Origin of the sequence: Nocardia sp. FBN12, assembly GCF_050320175.1 — a bacterium.
GTDB lineage: Bacteria > Actinomycetota > Actinomycetes > Mycobacteriales > Mycobacteriaceae > Nocardia.
In genome coordinates this window covers 2,757,808-2,775,775 of record NZ_CP190048.1, presented here as the reverse complement: position 1 = coordinate 2,775,775, position 17,968 = coordinate 2,757,808, and the positions used below count along the sequence as shown (strand labels likewise).

Annotated in this window: 16 protein-coding genes; 2 read left to right on the top strand and 14 right to left on the bottom strand. The window is 66.9% G+C overall.

From position 1 onward, the window contains the following. Nucleotides 1-105: 105 nt before the first annotated feature. A complete protein-coding gene (locus ACQHI0_RS13465) occupies nt 106-945 on the top strand; it encodes an HpcH/HpaI aldolase/citrate lyase family protein (protein WP_427908272.1) in 840 nt (279 codons plus the stop codon). A gap of 16 nt (nt 946-961) precedes the next feature. On the opposite strand, the gene ACQHI0_RS13460 is transcribed toward ACQHI0_RS13465, so the two are convergent. The 14 genes from ACQHI0_RS13460 to ACQHI0_RS13395 all read right to left on the bottom strand — a co-directional run bounded on the left by ACQHI0_RS13460 (nt 962) and on the right by ACQHI0_RS13395 (nt 17,193). Beyond that, nucleotides 962-2,557 (bottom strand): GMC oxidoreductase, encoded by a 1,596-nt coding sequence (locus ACQHI0_RS13460; protein ID WP_427908271.1) that lies wholly within the window; start codon nt 2,555-2,557, stop codon nt 962-964. A 42-nt stretch (nt 2,558-2,599) separates the two neighbouring features. After that, entirely contained in the window at nt 2,600-3,232 is a 633-nt protein-coding gene (locus tag ACQHI0_RS13455; protein ID WP_427908270.1) for a DUF305 domain-containing protein, read from the bottom strand. After that, the gene (locus ACQHI0_RS13450) at nt 3,229-4,770 is read right to left on the bottom strand and encodes an LVIVD repeat-containing protein (RefSeq protein WP_427908269.1); all 1,542 of its coding nucleotides are present in this window, start codon (nt 4,768-4,770) and stop codon (nt 3,229-3,231) included. Before ACQHI0_RS13450 ends, ACQHI0_RS13455 begins: the two co-directional genes overlap by 4 nt. 196 nt (nt 4,771-4,966) lie before the next feature. Continuing rightward, nucleotides 4,967-6,238, bottom strand: coding sequence for an MlaD family protein (locus tag ACQHI0_RS13445; RefSeq protein ID WP_427908268.1), 1,272 nt, complete (start codon nt 6,236-6,238; stop codon nt 4,967-4,969). Further along, entirely contained in the window at nt 6,235-7,335 is a 1,101-nt protein-coding gene (locus tag ACQHI0_RS13440; protein ID WP_427908267.1) for an MlaD family protein, read from the bottom strand. The genes ACQHI0_RS13445 and ACQHI0_RS13440 overlap by 4 nt, the downstream gene beginning before the upstream one ends. Beyond that, nucleotides 7,332-8,432: an MlaD family protein gene (locus tag ACQHI0_RS13435; RefSeq protein ID WP_427908266.1), complete on the bottom strand. Its 1,101-nt coding sequence runs from the start codon at nt 8,430-8,432 to the stop codon at nt 7,332-7,334. Before ACQHI0_RS13435 ends, ACQHI0_RS13440 begins: the two co-directional genes overlap by 4 nt. Further along, nucleotides 8,429-9,499: an MCE family protein gene (locus ACQHI0_RS13430; RefSeq protein WP_427908265.1), complete on the bottom strand. Its 1,071-nt coding sequence runs from the start codon at nt 9,497-9,499 to the stop codon at nt 8,429-8,431. Before ACQHI0_RS13430 ends, ACQHI0_RS13435 begins: the two co-directional genes overlap by 4 nt. A gap of 4 nt (nt 9,500-9,503) precedes the next feature. Then, complete coding sequence (locus ACQHI0_RS13425; protein WP_427908264.1) at nt 9,504-10,541, bottom strand: MCE family protein; 1,038 nt, start codon at nt 10,539-10,541, stop codon at nt 9,504-9,506. Further along, nucleotides 10,538-11,773 (bottom strand): MCE family protein, encoded by a 1,236-nt coding sequence (locus ACQHI0_RS13420; RefSeq protein ID WP_427908263.1) that lies wholly within the window; start codon nt 11,771-11,773, stop codon nt 10,538-10,540. Before ACQHI0_RS13420 ends, ACQHI0_RS13425 begins: the two co-directional genes overlap by 4 nt. A 4-nt stretch (nt 11,774-11,777) precedes the next feature. After that, entirely contained in the window at nt 11,778-12,632 is an 855-nt protein-coding gene (locus ACQHI0_RS13415; RefSeq protein WP_427908262.1) for an ABC transporter permease, read from the bottom strand. After that, nucleotides 12,632-13,471, bottom strand: coding sequence for an MlaE family ABC transporter permease (locus tag ACQHI0_RS13410; RefSeq protein ID WP_427908261.1), 840 nt, complete (start codon nt 13,469-13,471; stop codon nt 12,632-12,634). The genes ACQHI0_RS13415 and ACQHI0_RS13410 overlap by 1 nt, the downstream gene beginning before the upstream one ends. A 32-nt stretch (nt 13,472-13,503) precedes the next feature. Beyond that, nucleotides 13,504-15,198, bottom strand: coding sequence for a nitric oxide reductase activation protein NorD (locus ACQHI0_RS13405; protein ID WP_427908260.1), 1,695 nt, complete (start codon nt 15,196-15,198; stop codon nt 13,504-13,506). Continuing rightward, complete coding sequence (locus ACQHI0_RS13400; RefSeq protein WP_427908259.1) at nt 15,195-16,010, bottom strand: CbbQ/NirQ/NorQ/GpvN family protein; 816 nt, start codon at nt 16,008-16,010, stop codon at nt 15,195-15,197. Before ACQHI0_RS13400 ends, ACQHI0_RS13405 begins: the two co-directional genes overlap by 4 nt. Before the next feature lies 1 nt (nt 16,011). After that, nucleotides 16,012-17,193 carry a spirocyclase AveC family protein gene (locus ACQHI0_RS13395; protein WP_427908258.1) on the bottom strand — a complete coding sequence of 394 codons (1,182 nt, stop codon included), beginning with the start codon at nt 17,191-17,193 and terminating at the stop codon, nt 16,012-16,014. 169 nt (nt 17,194-17,362) lie between these two features. Here ACQHI0_RS13395 and ACQHI0_RS13390 point away from each other — a divergent pair, with 169 nt between their 5' ends. Beyond that, on the top strand, nt 17,363-17,965 hold the full coding sequence (locus ACQHI0_RS13390; protein WP_427908257.1) for a TetR/AcrR family transcriptional regulator: 603 nt from the start codon (nt 17,363-17,365) through the stop codon (nt 17,963-17,965). Nucleotides 17,966-17,968 lie beyond the last annotated feature (3 nt).

Genomic DNA, 17,968 nt, shown 5'->3' with positions numbered 1-17,968 from the left:
TGCGAGAATGGCATTTCCATCATATCCGCTCATGGCAGATCTTCACCGACTCAATGTGCCGAAATATGTTGAATTACAAGCGAGAATGACGTTATCGTTTGCGCTATGACAATCGAGGGACGTAGTGCGCAGGGCGGCCCGGTGTGGCTGTTCTGTCCGGCGGACCGGCCCGAGCGGTTCGCCAAGGCGGCGGCGTGCGCGGACACGGTGATCCTGGACCTGGAAGACGGTGTCGGCGAGGAGGCGAAAGCCGCTGCGCGCGAGGCGATCCGGCAATGCCGCCTGGATCCCGCGCGAACGATCATCCGGATCAACCCGCTCGGTTCGGCGCATTTCCAGCCCGACCTCGACGTCGTCGAGCGCACACCCTTCCGCCAACTCATGCTCCCCAAAACCGAAACCGGCGACATTCCGCCGTCGCTGGGCGGCTATGACATCGTCGCGCTGGTCGAGACCCCGGCCGGCGTTCGGCAGCTCGACGACATCGCTCGCTCGTCCGCGGTGAGCGCCCTGATGTGGGGTGCCGAAGATCTTGTCGCAGCACTGGGCGGCAGCTCGTCCCGGCACGCGAACGGCACCTATCGCGATGTCGCCAAGCACCTGCGCTCGGCAACACTGCTCGCGGCGAAAGCTCACGGCAAGCTGGCGGTGGACGGGGTCTATCTCGATATCCCCGATCTGGACGGATTGGCCGCCGAATCAGCCGACGCCGTCGCGTCCGGATTCGATATCAAGGTGGCCCTGCATCCCACGCAGGTCGCGGTCATCGCCGAGGCCTACCGTCCCGGCCTCGCCGAACTCGATTGGGCGCGACGCGTTCTCGGCGCGGCGGAGCACTCGCGGGGCGTCTTCGCCGTCGACGGTGCGATGGTGGACGCGCCGATTCTGAGCCAGGCTCGCCGGATCGTCGCCCGTGCGGACGGCGTCCGCACGGGTCAGCGATAGCCGAGGGTGCCTGCTGTCAGATCACCGTCCCCACATCGGTGTGGACGAGATTGTCGAGCGCGCGTTCGGCGACGGCGGCGATCGTCATCGACGGATTGCACGCGGCGGTGTTGCCGGGCATGAGGGCACCGTCGAGGACATAGAGGCCGCGCTGACCGAGCACCCGCCCGTCCAGATCGCAGACCGTGCCCATATTCGCGCCGCCGAGCGGATGCCAGGTGGACGGGAACACCGCGTTGGTGTCGAGCAGCATGCTGTCGGGTCCGGCGATGCGGCGCACCGCCGGGTCGATGTGCCCGTCCTGGATCGCGCGGTCGCCATCGCTGGGCCAGCGCAGGGTCGCGCTGTCGGTGCCCGACTCGTAGACGAACTCGCCGCGCCCGCTGCTCACGCCGTAACCGACCAGCATGGTGCTGCCGGGGTCGACGGCCAGCGGGGGAATCGAGGCTTGGATCACGGTGAACGCCGCCTTCGGGTCGTCCCAGTTCTTGCTGCCGTACACAACGGGTCCGCCCTGGGCGCTGCCGAACCCGGCGGATGGGTTGCGCCACACATAGATTCGGTCCGCGTTGGTGCCCCACCCGCCGCCGAGTCCGTCGGGCAGGTCGGGGATATGGCCCTTCGCACCGGCCCGCACGAGCAGCTGGGTGGTGTTGAGACTGCCCGCCGCGAGCACCAGCGTGGGGGTGGTGATGATCTTGTTCTCGAGCACGGTGCCCGCGGTGTCGAGTCGGTCGACGCGCACCACCCAGCGGCCGTCGGGCGCTCGTTCGATATCGGTGACCTCGTGCAGGGTCTGCACGTCGACCCGGCCGGTGGCCTCGGCCGCCGCGATATAGGTGACGTCGACGGAGTTCTTGCCGCCGTTGTTCACACCCATGGCACCGTCACCGTTGGTGTAGGACGGCTTCATCTCCCCGCGCAGTTCGGCCAGCGCGTAGTTCCAGTCGATCGGCATCGGGATCTTTGACAACGGCATGCCCGCGGCGCGGACACGGTCGGCGAAAACCCTTGCCGCCAGGTAGTTCTCGTGATCGACCAGCTCGTCGGGCGCGGTGGCGAGGCCGAGCATGCGCGCGACCCGGGGGTAGTGAACCCGGTCCATCAGCCCCCAGTCGAGCTCGGACGGCAGATGCGTCTCGAACACCTCGCGGGTGGGCTGCAGCGACATGCCCTGGTAGACCAGCGAGCCGCCGCCGAGGCCCGCGGCGCACAGCGCGGTCATCCCGGCACCGGCCACCGCTTCCACCAGGCCGGTGTACGGCTCGAATATCAGTGGGCGGCCGAACAACACCGGGTTGGAGCGGTGCCAGAGCAGGCGTTTGTCTGGCTGCGAGGCGCGCGGGAAGGTTTCGGAGTTGGGGCCGGTCGCCCAGCGCTTGCCGCGTTCGAGCATCAGCACGTCGACGCCTGCCTGCGCCAGCCGCAGCGCGGTGACGCCGCCGCCGAAGCCGGAGCCGATCACGACGACCCGGCGCTCGTGCCTGGTGAGTGGTACGCCGCCGGTGCGGACCGCGATGCCGGTGTGGGCCGAGGCGGTGCGAGTCGCGGCGAGGGCGAGCCCGGCAGCCGCGGCGCCGGTCAGCAGTGAGCGGCGGGTGAACTCGGACATGTCAGCAACTTTCATGGTTCGGGGGATAGGAGGAGCGGAGGTTCAGACGCCATGTCGAGAGAGCAGGAGGTCGAGCAGTCCGGCCTCGCGGCCCTGCTCGGTCACCATGCCGCGCGCTGCGCGCTCGACCTCACCGCCGGTGAGCAGTGCATCGGCGGCGGCGGCCATCTCGACGCCGCCGTAGTGGTGGCGGCGCATGAGCTGCAGGAACAGCACCTCGGCCTGCCCGCCGCGGGCGGCGGCGAGTTGGTCGAGTTCGGCGGTGGTCGCCATGCCAGGCATCACCGGGTTGCGCGATTCGAGGGCCGTGGTGTTGTGCCGGTGCGCCTCGGACTGCGCCATCCAGGCCATCGGATGCGGGGCGGTGACCGGTGCGTTCGCCAGCCGCAACCACCCGAGCAGCATTCCCAGTTCGGTGCGTTGGGTGTCGGCTATCTGGCCTGCCAACCTCGCCACCGACGGCTCCACACCGGGGTCGAGCCGTTGCACCAGCATCAATGCCTGGCTGTGGTGGGCCACCATGTCCTGCACGAAGCCGATCTCGGTAGCGGTCAGCAGTGGCTCGCGCGCGGGTTCACCCGAGATCAGCACCGGCCGCAGCGCCATACCCATCGCCAGCAGTAAGACGGCTAGTCCCGCCATCGTCGCGACACGGAACAGGGTGTGCCGGTTCATGATCCGGTCGTCGATGCCTGATCGGAGGGCGGGGTGTAGACCGAAGGTGCGAGCTCGAGGGCCAGAAAACCGTTGTCCGCGCAGGTGGTCCAGAGCTGGTTGCCACGCCATTCGGGCGGCGAGAAGCACCAGTCTGTGGACAGATCACCGAAAGTCAGTGTGCCGGTGCGCGAACTGAGTGCCTGTTGCGGATCGAACTGCCCCTGCAACATCGACTGGGCCACGGTCGGTGCCGCGAGCAGCGGTGGCCCGATGATCGAGGCGAGCGCGTGCGGTGAGTTCCACAGCTCGGCCTTCTCAGCGGTGCGCGCGGGCGGGTTGAAGTAGGCGATCTCGCGAATGGTCGCGGGGTCGCGCACGTCGAACACGCGGATACCCGACGAGGTCCAGCTGCAGGCCAGCGCGGTGGGGTCGGTCGGCCGGTCGGCGGCGCAGTAATGCGCGTCGTAGGCGAACAGCGAGCCGCCCGAGGCCGAGGCGATCATGCTGTCCTGGTTCTCCGGCAGGTTGATCGCGAGTTTGATCGACTGCGCCAGCCGGGGTCGGTGATCGTCGGAGACGTCGATGAGCTTGACGCCACCCGACCCCGCCTCATCGACGGCGAAGACGTAGGGCGCACCTCGGTAGGTCACGGGTACGGCATGCTGAGTGGCCCAGCCGTCGGTCCATGGCATATCGGCCAGCTCCTGCACGCGTGGTTCGGGATCACGCCGCTGCACCGCGCTCACGTCGAGGATCTTCATCCCGCCGATGTTGTTGGCCAGATACATCCGGTTGCCGTCGGGGGAGAGGCCGAATCCGTGCATCGACAACCCGGCCAGACCCTGCCAGATCACGCGTGGGTTTGCCGGATCGGTGAGATCGACGGCGCTGAGCAGCCCGGGCGCTGTTCCCGATGCCCAGTAGGTTCGCCCGTCGGGGGAGAAGCCGCCCTCATGGGCGGTGATCGGTACCGGCAGTGCCAGGTCGGTGCCGGGACCCGGATTGAGCAGGCGCGGGTGCGCGCAGTCGGAGATGTCGTACACCGACAACAGCCCGGCACCGGTCAGTGCGGGAACGCCCGCGCCCACCAGTAGTTTTCGCGCCGCGTTGACCTTCAGGCTCTCCCAAGTCCCCGCGATCATGGCCGGTTCGGTCAGGGTCGCGGTCTGCACCGGGGCGGTCGGATCGGCGACATCGAGCACGCGCACACCGATGTCGGGCCCGAGCAGGTTGCCGGGAAAGAAGGTGCCGATGTAGGCGCAATGGTCATAGGTCACCGAGGTGATGCCGCCACCACGACCTGCCGAACTGCCGAGCAGGCGCATATTGCAGCGAAATCCGTCACGGGTGCGGCCGCTGTCACGGTCGGCGGCGGGCACATCGCCCTGCAGTCCGGTTTCCGGGAGGGAGCCGGGTAGACAGTCGGCCGGACCCACCGCCTGCCCCGTCGGCGCACCGGCGGCGGGCTGGATGGACGCCGCACCGAGCGGCATCAGCAGCGTTACCGCCGCGACGGCGGCGCAGCGTCGCGCCGTCCGGGTGAACAAGGAAGTCATGGCTGGGTTTCGGCCCCGTGAGCGGGGCTGCCTTTCCTGGAAGCTGTTGGGCGGCTGCAGCATTCAGACACGGCCAACGTACGCCGCATCCATGAGTAACCGTGTTACTGATGGCGCGACGCTACCACCTAGGTGGCAGTGGGGGAACTGATTCGCGGTATTCGGTACGGGTGGGGTGAGGTGCGGCGGAGATGGCTCACCGGGGGACCGGGGCGTAGGGGCCGCCGTAGGGAGTCGGGATGGTCAGCGGTCCGGTCGGCGCGGGGTCGGCGGTCTGGTGGGGGTCGCCGACCGGCGGAGGTCGCACGGGGTCGTCGGTGGGTCGGGGAGCGTTGCGGGCACCGCGCGGCATCAGTGTCGGGTCGGGGTCGGTGCAGTCCGCGTTGACGTACGGATCGGCGTAGTCGGGGACGGAACCAGCATGCCGCGGCACGTTGTAGTCGCAGGCGTAGCGGGGGTAGATGCTGGCCAGCGCCCACACGCCGCCGTCATGAAACGCCGAGGTCACCGCATCCAGAGCCGATCCGGCGCGTTGCTGGGGGAAGAAGAATTCGTTGAGGGCGGGGATTCGGGAGTAGGCGACCTGGGAGACGGTGACAAGGTTGCCCAGCAGTTGGACCATCGTCGGTGAGTTCTCGGCGAGGATGGTGTCGAGGGTGGCGAGCAGCGGTGGTGTCTGCGCGACGAGCTGCTCGAATCCGCCGGTCATCGAGGACACGCCGCCGAGCGTGGCGGACAGGTTCGCCGCGGTGGAGCGCAGCGCGTCCTGACCGTCGTGCAGGGTCGTCAGGACGACTCTGCTGTTGCGGAGCAGGTTCACCGTGTGCGGCAGTGTCGTGTCCAGGGTCGAGATGAGGAACGTCCCACCATCGATGATCGACGCCAGCTTGTCGGGGCCCGCCTGGCCGGCACCCAGTTCCGCGGAGATCGCCGCGAGGCGCGCCGGATCGATCTGAGACATGGTGCCACTGAGGCTTTCGAGCATGTCCGACATCGGCACCGGCGTGGACGTGCGATCGGCGGTGATCAGTGCGCCGTCGGTCAGATAGGGGCCGTCGTCACCGGCCGGGACGAAATCCAGGTACTGTTCGCCGGCCGCGGACAGGGCCGCGGCACGGACCTGGCCGGAGGTGGGGATTCGGACATGCTCGTCGATGGCGGCGACGACGACCACGGCCTCGCCGGCGACCGCGACGGAATCGACGCGTCCTACGCGGACCCCGCGCAGGGTGACTTCCTGTCCAGGCAGTAGCCCGCCGGATCGGTCCAGTTCGACACGGACCTGGTATGGCCGGCTCAGCGGATCCAGGTCGAGAGTGTTGAAGATCAGATGTCCACAGGCGCCACCGAGAATGGCGAACAGGCCCAACAGGGAGACCACCACCCGATAGTGGTGGGCGCGGCGGATGCCGCCGACGAGCAGGGTGGCAGGCCCCTCCCACACGCTGCGCTGCGTTGTCTCGGTCATCGTGGCGCGCCTTCCAGACGGTTGCCCAGTCGGGCGAGCATGTGCTGTAACGACCCGACGAAGGCCGCCCAGTCGGTGAGGTCGGGAGCTCGGCTACCGGATGTGCTGGGGAAGGCGGGATCGGGGAGCGCGATCCCCGTGATGTCGGCTTTGACGTGCCCGTTGGGTCCGCTGATCATCTTGATGACAATGCCGAGCATGGTATTGACCTCGCCGAGATCGGCCTCGGGATTGGTGGCCGCGGCGTTGAGACCGGCGGCGAGCCGGTTGATGTTGGCGGCCATACTCGTGGTGTTGGTGCCCTGGATGCTGGGGAACCGGGCGAGTTGGGCGGCGATGGTGTCGATGCGCTCCACCAGCGTGACGATCGAACCGGTGTTCTCGGCCAGCACCTGCATCGCCGGTCCGGCCGCGGCGGCGGTGTCGGCCAGGGTGCCCTGCTGGGCGGCGACGGTCGCGCTGAGATCGGCGGCGGAGTGCAGGAGTTCGTTGATCTGTCCCGACCGGGCTGACAGCGAACCGAGCAGGGTCCGGGTCTCGGTGAGTAGTCCGGCGAGTCGCTCACCGCGGCCACCGACATGCTCGCTGAGTGCGGAGATCACTGTGGTGAGATATTCGATGGTGCCGCCGCTGACCAGAAGTGATGCGCGAGTGAGCATTTCCTCGATCGTCGAAGCGGCCGAGGTCGATTCCAGCGCGATGTCGCTGCCGTCGTCGAGGGCGGCGGTTCCGGGTTCGATGATCCGAGGGGGTTTCATCGCGACGAAGACATCGCCCATCGGGGTCGCCGACCGCAGCTCTGCCGACGTGCCGAGCGGCAGGCGCACGGTCGAGGTGATCCGCAGGGTGACTACCGCGGTGTAGTCGCGCGCGGACATGGATTCGACCTGGCCGATGTCGGCGCCGTTGAACTTGACCTTGGCCTTGGTCGGGAGGTTGAGGGCGTTGGCGAATGTCGCGGTGAGGGTGTAGGTGTCACCACCGAGCCCTGGTGCGGGCAGCGGCAGCCGGTCCAGCCCCACGGCGCATCCGGTGGCCGACAAGGCGAGCGCGGCGGCGGTGGCGACGAACCGGCTCGCCTTGCCCTGGCGTGTCATCGGCCGTTCTTTTCCGCGATGCCCGCCAGGATGGCGGTGATACCGAAATCCGGGCCCATGTCGCGCATGGTCCCGGTGGCGCAGCCGAGATTCCGCAGTTGCAGCAGGTTGCAGACTTCCTTGACCATTTGGCCGTCGAGTAGCAGCCGGTTGATATCGACAGTGGCACGGAGTGCGCCGACGTTCTGGTCGACGGAGTGGTAGGCGTTGTCGACAACCATGGGAAACACGTCGAGGAATGCGGCGAGGTTGTAGTCGTAGGCGGCCAGCGAACCGGTCAGGGTGTCGGCGTCGGTCGCCAAACCGGCGATCGTGCCCTGGTGGCGTCGGACCAGGTCGGTCACCGCCACGATGATCCTGTTCATCGCGGCCCCGGTCGCGCCGGTGCCCAGTTGCTGCTCGGCCAGGAAATCGCTGAGTTGTGCTACGGCACCGCCGAATTCACGCAGCGTCACGTCGTTGCGCGCGGCCGCGGCCGTCAGCGCGTCGAGGTTGGTGACGACGGTGGTGATCGCGTCGCGGGTGACCGCACCGTGATCCGCACCCAGTTGCAGCGCGCGGGAGAGCTCGCTGAGCGCGGCGCGCACGTTCTCGCCGTTGCCGCTGGTCGCCGCCGACCCCAGGTTCATCAGATCCGCGACCGGCCCCGAGCCGTTGCCGTCACCGCCGAGCGAGCCGGACAGCTGCTGCGCCATCGACAACAGGGCGTCGAACTCGACCGGCGATTTCGTGTGTGCCGTGTCCAGCATGGCACCCGTGGCCAAGGTCGGCCCACCTCGATAGACCGGGGTGAGTTCGATGTGGCGGTCGGTGAGGATCGAGTCCGAGATCGTGACCGCTTGAACATCGGCGGGCAGCCGAATGCCGCCGTTGATACGCATCTGGATTTCGACGGCGGCGCCGTGGGCTTGGATGCGCACGATCCGGCCCACCCGCATCCCGAGAACCGAGACCGCGTTGCCCTCGTAGAGGCCGTTGGCGTTGGCGAAGCGGGCGGTGATGGTGGTGGATGTGTCGGCGCCGGACGAGCATCCGGCCAGACAGGCGGCGGTCAGGCTGACGACGGCCAGTTTGAGGGTGGACAGGGTGACGCTCATCGGCAGTCCTGGAGGTAGGGGGCTCGGCCCGCGGCGACCGCGGTGGCACTCAACGCGCACATCCAGGAGTCGATGAACGCTCCGTCGGGGGCGTTGGCGTTCAGTTCCGCGCCGGTGCCCGTGGCATTGGCGAACATTCGCCACGGCACCGGCAGGATTTGCAGGATGTTGCGGAGTAGGTCGTCGTGGCTGGTGAGCATCGCGGTCATCTCGCGCAGGTCGGTCAGCAGTTGTTCGATCTCGGTCGCCTCGCCGACCACGATCGGTTCGAGCCGCCGGACCAGGGTGGTGACCGCGTCGAGTAGTCGGTGCAGCGCTTCCTGCCGGGCGACGATATGCCCCAGCACGGTGCTGCCCTGGCCGATGACCGCGCCGATCTCGGCCTGCTGAGTACGGATGACGGTGCTGACCTGGCCGGTCGTGGTGAGCAGGTCGCCGATCTGCTGGCGGCGGGTGGCGATGACGGTGGACAGGGATCGCACGTCGCGCAGGATGCCGGGGATCAGGGCGGGAACACCGTCGAGTCCGTGCGAGAGCGCCGTCATCGACTCGGCGATCTGGTCGGCGTCGAGTTGATCGAAGGTGGTGGTGGCATCCTGCAGCGCGGTCTCCAGATCGTACGGGACCGTGGTGTGCGACAACGGAATTCGATTGCCGGGCAGCGTGCCGGCGCCGGTCGAGCGCAGTTCCACATAGCGTGAGCCCAGCAGGGTGGTCAACTTGATCGCGGCCGCGGTGTCGGCGCCCAAGCTGACCTCGTCGTCGATCTTCATGGTCACCTCCACGCGGTCACCGACCAGCTCGGTGCTGGTGACCGTCCCCACCGGGATGCCGGCCCAGGTCACCGAGTCGCCCGCGCCGATCCCCGCGGCCTGCGCGAATTCCGCGCGCCAGGTCCGCGACCCGAGCTGCAGCGAATTGACCGTGACCATCGCGACCAGCAACAGGACCATCGTGAGGACGGCGATGAGTCCGATACGCAGCGACTGGTCCGTATCGGAGACCCCGGCGCCCGCCGTGCCGGGCCGCGGCAGGCGCCGGACGAGGGCGCGCAGTGTCTTCATCATGGTCCTACCTACAGATCGGGGAGTTCTGGGGACGGCCGGTCGGGGAGGCGGCTGCCAGGATCTGCGAGATCACCGGATCGATCCCCGGCACGATGCTGAACGCGATGTCACAGACATACGCGTTGACGAAGGCGCCGGCGTCGGTCGCCCGGACCATCGACTGCAGCAGTAGCGGAAGATTGAAACCGAGATAGGCGAAACGTTGCCTGCCGTCGACGAAATGGCTCGCGAAGCCGGGTTCTCGACGCAGGAACTCGTTCAGCGACGGGCTCGCACCGTTGACCACAGTCGCGGCATCGGCGAGCACGGTGGCGATCCGGCCGGTCTGATCCATCAGTGCCTCGCGCTTGCCCTCGAGCCCGTCGAAGATCTTGCGCGTCTGCGCGATCGTTGTCTGTATCCCGGCACTCTGCCCGGCCAGTGTGGTCATGACCACCGTGAGATTGTCGATGAGCGCACCGAGAATCTGATCCGGGCCGGCGAAAGTCTGTGCCAGCGTGGCGGTTTCGGTGATCAGCGCGGCTACCGCGCCGTCGTCGCCCTGCAGCGCCCGGATCAACGCGGAGGTCAGATTGTCCACATCTTCCGGGTCGAGGGTACTGAACAAGGGCTGAAAACCGTTGAGCAGCCCGGAAAGATCGAAGGAGGGCTCAGTGTGTTCGAGCGGGATCACCGCGCCCGGAGCCAGCCGGGCCGGGGCGCCGAAGTCGGCCATGCTGAGCCCGAGGTAGCGCTGGCCGATCAGATTCTGGTAGATGACGGCGGCGCGGGTGTTGCCGTAGACCGGTTGATCCTGGCGTAGCCGGAAGGTGACTTTCGCGTGCGGTCCGTGGATGGCGATGGTGTCGACCCGGCCCACCTGTACCCCCGCTACCCGGACGTCGTCGCCGACCCGCAGTCCCGAGACATCGCTGAACACCGCGGAATAGGCATGTGTGTCACCGGCGACATCGCGTTGCAGGGTCACCCGGACCATCCACAGCAAGAGCGCGGCGACGAGCAGGAACGCGGTCAGGCCGGCGAGTTCGCGTCGGCGTTTCATCGTGGTCCTCCCGTCGTCGGTGCGACCAGGCCGAACAGTTCGGCGAGGCCGACCGATTCCACCGGCAGGCCGAGGCGTTCGGCGATGGCTTGTTCGGGCTCGAGTTGGGTGACCACTTGGTCGGCGTCGCCGATGACGGGTGCGCCTGCCGCCGGGCCGTTGTGGCAGCTCGCCCCGGCGAGTTCGCCGTAGCGGGGGCAGTCGGTGCGGGTGTACTGCTTGTGCGGGGTGAGTTCGACGATGACCTTGGCGGTGCCGCTCTGCGTGTCGACCTGCCAGAAGTCGTCGGCGAACACGCGCGCGATCCGGGTCTGCGAGGTCGTCATCTGCACGAAGTTGTCGCTGCCCGCGGCGAGCACCTGCAGGACCGGGCCCAGTCGGGCATTGAGATCGATCAGTGTCTCGGTCCGATTCGTCATCGCCGTACCGACCGTTTCGGAGGTGGCGACGGCACCGGTCAGCAACTGCGCCAACCGCTCTCGCTGTTGGGCGACGCTGCGCATCGGCCCTACCGCTTCGTGTAGCGCGGCAAGCAAGTCGGGGGCGGACTGCTGTAAGCCTTTGACGCCTTCGGACAGCCCGGTGATGAGGGGGAGACCGGCGCCGGACGCCGCTTCGGCGTTGTAGGCGCGCACGATTCGCTCGAGTTGGGACGCGGCTGCCAGTGCGTCGTCGCCTCGGCCTCTGGTGGCTCGCTCGACGGTCTCGAGGATCCCGACGGTGGGGTCGGTGCCGGGCCGGGCGACCGCGGCGGCGATCCGGCTCAACGCCGTCAGCGAGGTCTGCAGCTGCACACTGGCACGGCTGTGATCCTCGGGAATCGACGCGCCTGCCGACAGCACCGGTCCTGGACCGTTGTCGATGAGCTGGATCGAGGGCACCGCGAACACGTTGCTCGGGACCACACGTGCGGTCACGGTGGCCGGGATTCCCGCCGCGTGTTCGGGAACCAGATCGATGCGTACCTTGTTGGCTGCGCCGCCGGAGGCCGGAACCACTTCGGCCACACTGCCGACCAGCACGCCGCGGTATTTGACGTCGGAACGTTTCGGGAGGCCGTCGCCGACGTCGACCAGCATCGCGGTGACCTCGACGGTCTGCGCGAACGCGCCTTCGGATCGGGCGACCATCGCCGTGACCGCGGCGGCGACCACAGCGAGCGCGGCCACACCCCGCACGAACAACTTCGCGTTCGACAGGCGCCGGTCATCGGATTCGAACACTATCGCCATCGCACTACCCGCTGATCCTGGAGCCGGCGTCGAAACCCCACAGCGCCAGCGTCATCAATAGATTCACCGAGATCATGACGGTGATACTCGCGCGCATCGCGCGACCGGCCGCGACACCGACGCCCTGCGGTCCACCGCGTGCGTAGTAGCCGTAGTAGCACTGGATCGTCGTGGTGATGGTGACGAACACGATCGCCTTCAGTAGCGAGAACACGATGTCGGTACCACCCAGAACCAGGTCGAAATAGTGCGCGTAGGTGCCGAACGATTGCCCGCCGACCAACCCGACGAACAACTCGACCGCGAGGTAGTCCGCGGCCAGCGCGGCCAGATACAACGGAATCACCGCCACGATCGCCGCGATCAGCCGCGTCGAGACGAGGAAGGGGACAGGGCGGATCGCGATGGCGTCGAGCGCGTCGATCTCCTCGGCGATCCGCATCGCGCCCAGCTGCGCGGTGAACCGGCACCCCGCCTGCGCCGCGAAGGCGATCGAGGCCATGATCGGGGCCAGTTCACGGGTGGCGGCGGTCGCGGCGATCATCCCGGTCGCGGGCTCCATGCCGAGCAGCTTCAAGGCGTTGAAGCCCTCGATACCGACGATGCCCCCCGCGGCGGCACCGAGGATGATCATCACACCCGCCGTTCCGCCACCGACGATCAGCGAGCCGTTGCCCCAGGTCACATCGGACAGGATCCGCAGGGATTCACGGCTGTACTGCCGCAGCGCCACCGGAATCGACACCACCGCGCGCACGAAGAACGTGAACATGTGCCCGAACCTGATGATGCCGCGCCACGGCACGGCCGCCACGGTCAGCACGGTCCGAACACCCGGTGGGAGATAGGTGGCGGCCATTACAGCGTCGTCCTCGGGAACAGCATGGTGTAGACCTGGGTGAAGCCGAGATTGACCACCATCAGCACGACGATGGAGGCCACCACGGCGGCATTGACCGAATTCGCGACACCGCCCGGCCCACCCCGGGTGTTCAGGCCCTTCTCGCACGCGATCACGACGACGATCACCCCGAACACCGCCGCCTTGACCATCGCCAGATACAGGTCGCCCGCGGTCGCGAACGAGGAGAACGTCGCCATGTAGCTGCCCGGAGTGCCGTCCTGGACATAGACATTGAACAGATAGCCGGCGAGGAATCCGACAAAGCAACTGACACTGGTGAGCGCCATCGCGATGAGAATCCCCGCGGCCAACCGCGGCACCACGAGCTTGCGCAGTACCGACACACCCATGACTTCCATCGCGTCGATCTCCTCGCGGATCTTGCGGGAGCCCAGGTCGGCGCACAGCGCCGAACCGACCGCTGCCGCGAGCAGGATGGCGGTGACCAGCGGTGCCGACTGGCGGATCACCGCCAGCCCACTCGCCGCCCCGGCCAGCGACGTGGCCCCGACCTGCCCGGCCAACAAACCGAACTGGATGGACAGCGTGGCACTGATCGGTAGCGCCACCGCCACCGTCGGAAGCAGGGAGGTCTTCACCATGAACACCGCCTGCCCGACGAATTCGTCGAAGGGAAAGCGCCGCGCCGCGATATCGGTGACGAGGTAGCGAAACGCGTCGCGCCCGAGCGTGACCTGACGTCCGACGGTCTGTAGCGAGGCGATGGGGTGGCGCCGGTGGTATTGCTTCGACCAGTCCTTGATCTCGGTGACCGCGGATGTGCTGGGTTCCACTGCGAGCCTTCCTCTTCCGGTCCGATGTCTCGCTACCGCGGTGCGGGCGCGGCGAGTTCCCGAAGCGAGGACAGAAACAGTTCATCCATGTGCGGGCTCAGTTCGCTCAGGGTCGCCGCGCCCGCGTGACTGGCGGAGCCGAAGACACGTTCGAGGGCGTCGGCGGGCGTGGTGGCGCCGATGGACAGACACAGGCAGGCCACGCCCTCTGCACGCAACTCCTCGAGCGCCTTGGCGGCATCGGCTTCGGCGTAGCGGCCTTCGTAGCCACCGTCGTAGGGACAACCGTCCGACAGCACGACCAACAGCCGATTCTGTGTTCCCGCTTCGTTTTTGAGGATCTCGCCCGCACCGCGGATGCCGGCCCCCAAGCGGGTGTAGTTCGAGGGCTGCAGCTGGTTGAGTCTGGCGCGTCCGAGGGCACCGAACCGCTGATCGAAGGTTTTGATCGCGGGCAGGTGCACCGCGTGGCGCCCCTCGGACCGGAACGCGTACACCGCCACACGATCACCGAGCTCTTCGAGCGTGACGGCCAGCGTGGCGGCCGCGCGGCGCTGATGTTCGTGCACGGACAGGCCCTTCAGATCGGCATCGGTGGCCGATCCGGAGGCATCGAGCAGGATCAGCACGCCGAGATTGCGTTCGAGCCTGCGGTGTTCGAGGTACACGTTCTCCGGCCGTGAGAAGCCCGAACGCAGATCGACGAACAGATCGATGAGCGCCTCGATATCGAGCTCGTCACCGTCGGCGCGCCCGCGTAACACCTTGGGGCCCAGCCCAACCCGAGCCAGCCGCCGCCGGAGCACATCGTCGCGCGGAACACGCGCGGCCGAGATATCGGTGGGAACCGTCAGCGGAAAGTCGACGACTCGGCACCAATCCGGCTTGTACCGCTCGTTGAAAACGTCCCACTCCGGATACAGAGCGCCGCCGATTCCGGCGGCAGCGCCCGGCTTGTCCGCGTCGGTGAACTTGATCCGGGTGGGCAGCGGCCGGGCCTGCGGTCCGACCATGCGCGCCCGCCGCACCGCACTGACCGGGGATTCGGCGCCGGCGGGCCCGTCCCCGTCCGAGCGTGAACTGCCCGCTGTTCTGCGGAGGAATTCCATCACCGATTTGCCGCTGAAGAGCGGATTCTCGAAGAGTTTGAGAATCTTGCTCTCCTCGGATTTCTCGACGCTGTCCTCGAGCTCCTCGTCGGCCTCCGGTATCTCGCTGAGATCGAATTCCAGCCGCAGCTCCCGGTCGGTCGCCCGCCCGCCGGGGCCGGGATCCGACGCCACCAACTGGGCGGGTTTGATGGTGCCGAACCACTCCGGTGGCTCGTCGATCTTCCCTTTTCCCTTGGCCGCCGCGAGTGAATCCGCAGCGGTCGCGGTTCTCGGTTCAGCGTCGAGCCCGAGCCCGGCTGCGACCGGGAGACGTTCGGCGAGTTCGCTGAGGACACGGTGGCCTTCGAGAGCCAAGTAGCGGCGCGCTGCCGAGGGACGCCCCCGCAGTGACCGCACCAATGCCGGATCCAGGCTCCCGGCGCCGAGCAGCGCGCTCTGCAGGAGCACTTCGCGGCGCTGCTCGGTGCCGGAACCGCCTCCCGAGACGAAGACGACCTGGCCGTTCGTATACGGGGCCCCGCCCGCGGGCAGCTCTGCGATACCCACAGACCTGCCTGCGATATGGGTGGCGAGGAACCGGAACCTTTCCGGCCCGTTCGGATCGTCGGCGGTCATGGCTGCGGCAGCACGGCGTCGACGAGTTCGCCGAGAGCGGCAACGATATCCGCGTCATCGGACAGCGCCTGCACCACCGCCGATTGCACGGCGGTGCGCAGGTTCAGCCCGCCGGCGACGAGACCACCGGCGAGGATCAGCATCCGGGTGGAGGACACCTCGCGCAGCGGCGAGTTGTCCAGGTTGCGGATAGCACTGCCGACCCGGACCAGCGTCCGTGCCGTCTCGGCGTCGACCCCGGCTTCGTGGGCTACCACCTCGCGCTCGATCTCGGGCGGCGGAAAGCCGAGTTCGATGGCGACGAACCGCTGCCGAGTCGACTCCTTCAGGTTCTTCAGAACGCTCTGGTAGCCGGGGTTGTAGGAGATCACCAGCTGGAACCCGGGTGCCGCGGGCAATGTCACCCCGAGCCGGTCGACCGGAAGTTCGCGGCGGTGATCGGCGAGCGGATGGATCACCACGGTGGTGTCCTGGCGTGCCTCCACGACCTCGTCCAGATAGAAGATGGCGCCCGCCCGGACGGCCCGCGTCAACGGACCGTCCACCCAGACCGTTTCGCCGCCCTTGAGTAGGAAACGGCCCACCAGATCGGCCGAGGTCATGTCCTCGTGGCCGGCGACGGTGATCAGTTCCCGGCCGAGCTCGGCGGCCATGGTTTCCACGAAGCGGGTCTTGCCACAGCCGGTAGGACCCTTGAGCAGAAGCGGCAGGCCGCCGACGGCGGCGGCGCGAAAGACTTCCACTTCGTCACCGACCGCCCGATAGAACGGTGCAGGCGGAACGTCGAGTACAGCGCTGGATCGACTGTTCATGTCAGTTTCCTTTGTCGGTGTCGGCGAAGGGAATGATCTTCGGCAGTTCCGCGCCCTCTGGCAAGATGAGACGGCCATTCGGATCTATATAGCCGCTGTTCCTGAAGGGAACCGGTAGATCAGGATGTGGGCAGAGCCGGTCGGTCCCTTCGCCACAGATGCCCATATTGAAATACGAGCGCTTCTGGATATCCTCGGGCCAGGGATCGGTGTGAAGTGCGAAGAACTGCGCGGGCAGGTTGTAGCCCACGAAGAAGAAGGTGCTGACCGCCGCGAAGATCGCCAGGAAACGCGTGAACTGTTGCCTGATGAATCCGCCCTGGATCTGATCCAAGCCACGTTCGACGATGGTCCGGCCGCGGTCGTCGGTGAAATAGCGCAGCGAGCAGAGACCGGCCTGAACACCGCCCCACATGAGTCCTTCGTACAGCGGCCACTGGTAATAGGTGCCTGCGTTGATCGACCATGCCTGGAGTGCGCCGGGGTAGGTGAAAAGACCCATCGGCATCAGGAACAGACCTTCGATGACGAGATCGAAGAAGAATGTCCAGACGAGCAGCACGCCGATCAGACCCATAGTGCTGATATTGGGGAACCGCTGCTTGGTCTTTCGCATCACCCAGCAGCCGAGGATCGTGCACAGCAGCACGCCGTACGAATAGCCCGGTGCGTTCATCAGGATCGGTTCGGCCATCATGGCGCCCGGTTCACCATAGGATTGCCAGCCCGGTACGTCCTGCACCCACGAGCCCCTGTTGAACATCCAGGTGTTGTAGGTACTCCACGTATTGAAGTAGTTCAGCAGTGGGTCCTGGAAGAACATCAGGCCGCAGGCCACGAACAGCATGCCGTCGAGCGTTATTCGCCGCTCGCGCATCCATGGCCGGATGATGAAGAAATACAGGCCGACCGGCAGGCCGAGCAGAATCACCGCGGTCCAGACGGTGAGAATCACCTTCATGAAGGTTGGCGGATCGCTCGGTCCGGTGGGCACGCGCTCGAAATTGGGGCCGGTGATCCAGCGGAGCCACACATATATCTGGAAGGCGAGAATCAAGCCACCGAGAGTGGCCCAGATCTTGACGGCTTTGCTGGTGGATCGAACTTGTGCGCCGAGGGTGGCCACATTGCCGAGTGGCTCGGTGATGGTGGTTCCCTTTTTCGGTTCCGATGGTCCGCTCACAGCGCACCTCCTCGATGAATTGTGGTGGTCCGAAGGGAATCGGCGATGGCCGTGGAATTCGATGAGGGAGTCATCGGTCACGCTCCTGAGGTATCTGTACGAACAGAAATATACCACTGGGGATCTGAGATTCCCGAGGGTTTCTTAGATTCGTGCCATAATCGCTGACATGGCTGAGCGTTGGACCCGAGAGCGGAGACTCGAGCGCACCAGGGGGTTGCTCCTGGATGCTGCCGAAGAGGTATTTGCCGAAAAAGGCTTCGCGGCGGCGACACTCGATGACATCGCGCACGCCGCCGGCTACACCAAGGGCGCGATCTACAAGCATTTCGCCACCAAGGAAGAGCTCTTCCTCGAGGTGAACGATCGATACCTGCAGCGCTACTTCGACATGTTCGCCGAGGTGCTGGCAGCGGCATCGAGGATGGGCACCGAAGAGCTGGACCGGGTCGGCGAGCTGTGGCGACGGCTCGGCGCCGACCGCGGTACCGAGCACGCCGCGCTCGGCATGGAGTTCACGCTGTACCTGCTGCGCAACCCCGAGGTCAGACAACGAGTCGCTGCCCGGCGGGAAGAGGCGGTAGAAGCGTTGGGACGGTTCATCATCGAGAATCTCGACCGCCTCGGAGCGACCTCGCTGATTCCACCGATGACGATGGCGAGGGTGCTCATCCACACGACGCCGTCGGTCGTGCTCGGCACCGAGCTCGACGGCGTCGACCTCTACGGACCGATCCTCGAGATGTACATGTCGGCGATCAAGCTGCCCTGATCG

Bases quoted from the DNA above. Each gene is read 5' to 3' on its own strand.
- ACQHI0_RS13465 (WP_427908272.1), top strand. From the start codon at position 106: ATGACAATCGAGGGACGTAGTGCGCAGGGCGGCCCGGTGTGGCTGTTC.
- ACQHI0_RS13460 (WP_427908271.1), bottom strand. From the start codon at position 2,557: ATGTCCGAGTTCACCCGCCGCTCACTGCTGACCGGCGCCGCGGCTGCC.
- ACQHI0_RS13455 (WP_427908270.1), bottom strand. From the start codon at position 3,232: ATGAACCGGCACACCCTGTTCCGTGTCGCGACGATGGCGGGACTAGCC.
- ACQHI0_RS13450 (WP_427908269.1), bottom strand. From the start codon at position 4,770: ATGACTTCCTTGTTCACCCGGACGGCGCGACGCTGCGCCGCCGTCGCG.
- ACQHI0_RS13445 (WP_427908268.1), bottom strand. From the start codon at position 6,238: ATGACCGAGACAACGCAGCGCAGCGTGTGGGAGGGGCCTGCCACCCTG.
- ACQHI0_RS13440 (WP_427908267.1), bottom strand. From the start codon at position 7,335: ATGACACGCCAGGGCAAGGCGAGCCGGTTCGTCGCCACCGCCGCCGCG.
- ACQHI0_RS13435 (WP_427908266.1), bottom strand. From the start codon at position 8,432: ATGAGCGTCACCCTGTCCACCCTCAAACTGGCCGTCGTCAGCCTGACC.
- ACQHI0_RS13430 (WP_427908265.1), bottom strand. From the start codon at position 9,499: ATGATGAAGACACTGCGCGCCCTCGTCCGGCGCCTGCCGCGGCCCGGC.
- ACQHI0_RS13425 (WP_427908264.1), bottom strand. From the start codon at position 10,541: ATGAAACGCCGACGCGAACTCGCCGGCCTGACCGCGTTCCTGCTCGTC.
- ACQHI0_RS13420 (WP_427908263.1), bottom strand. From the start codon at position 11,773: ATGGCGATAGTGTTCGAATCCGATGACCGGCGCCTGTCGAACGCGAAG.
- ACQHI0_RS13415 (WP_427908262.1), bottom strand. From the start codon at position 12,632: ATGGCCGCCACCTATCTCCCACCGGGTGTTCGGACCGTGCTGACCGTG.
- ACQHI0_RS13405 (WP_427908260.1), bottom strand. From the start codon at position 15,198: ATGACCGCCGACGATCCGAACGGGCCGGAAAGGTTCCGGTTCCTCGCC.
- ACQHI0_RS13400 (WP_427908259.1), bottom strand. From the start codon at position 16,010: ATGAACAGTCGATCCAGCGCTGTACTCGACGTTCCGCCTGCACCGTTC.
- ACQHI0_RS13390 (WP_427908257.1), top strand. From the start codon at position 17,363: ATGGCTGAGCGTTGGACCCGAGAGCGGAGACTCGAGCGCACCAGGGGG.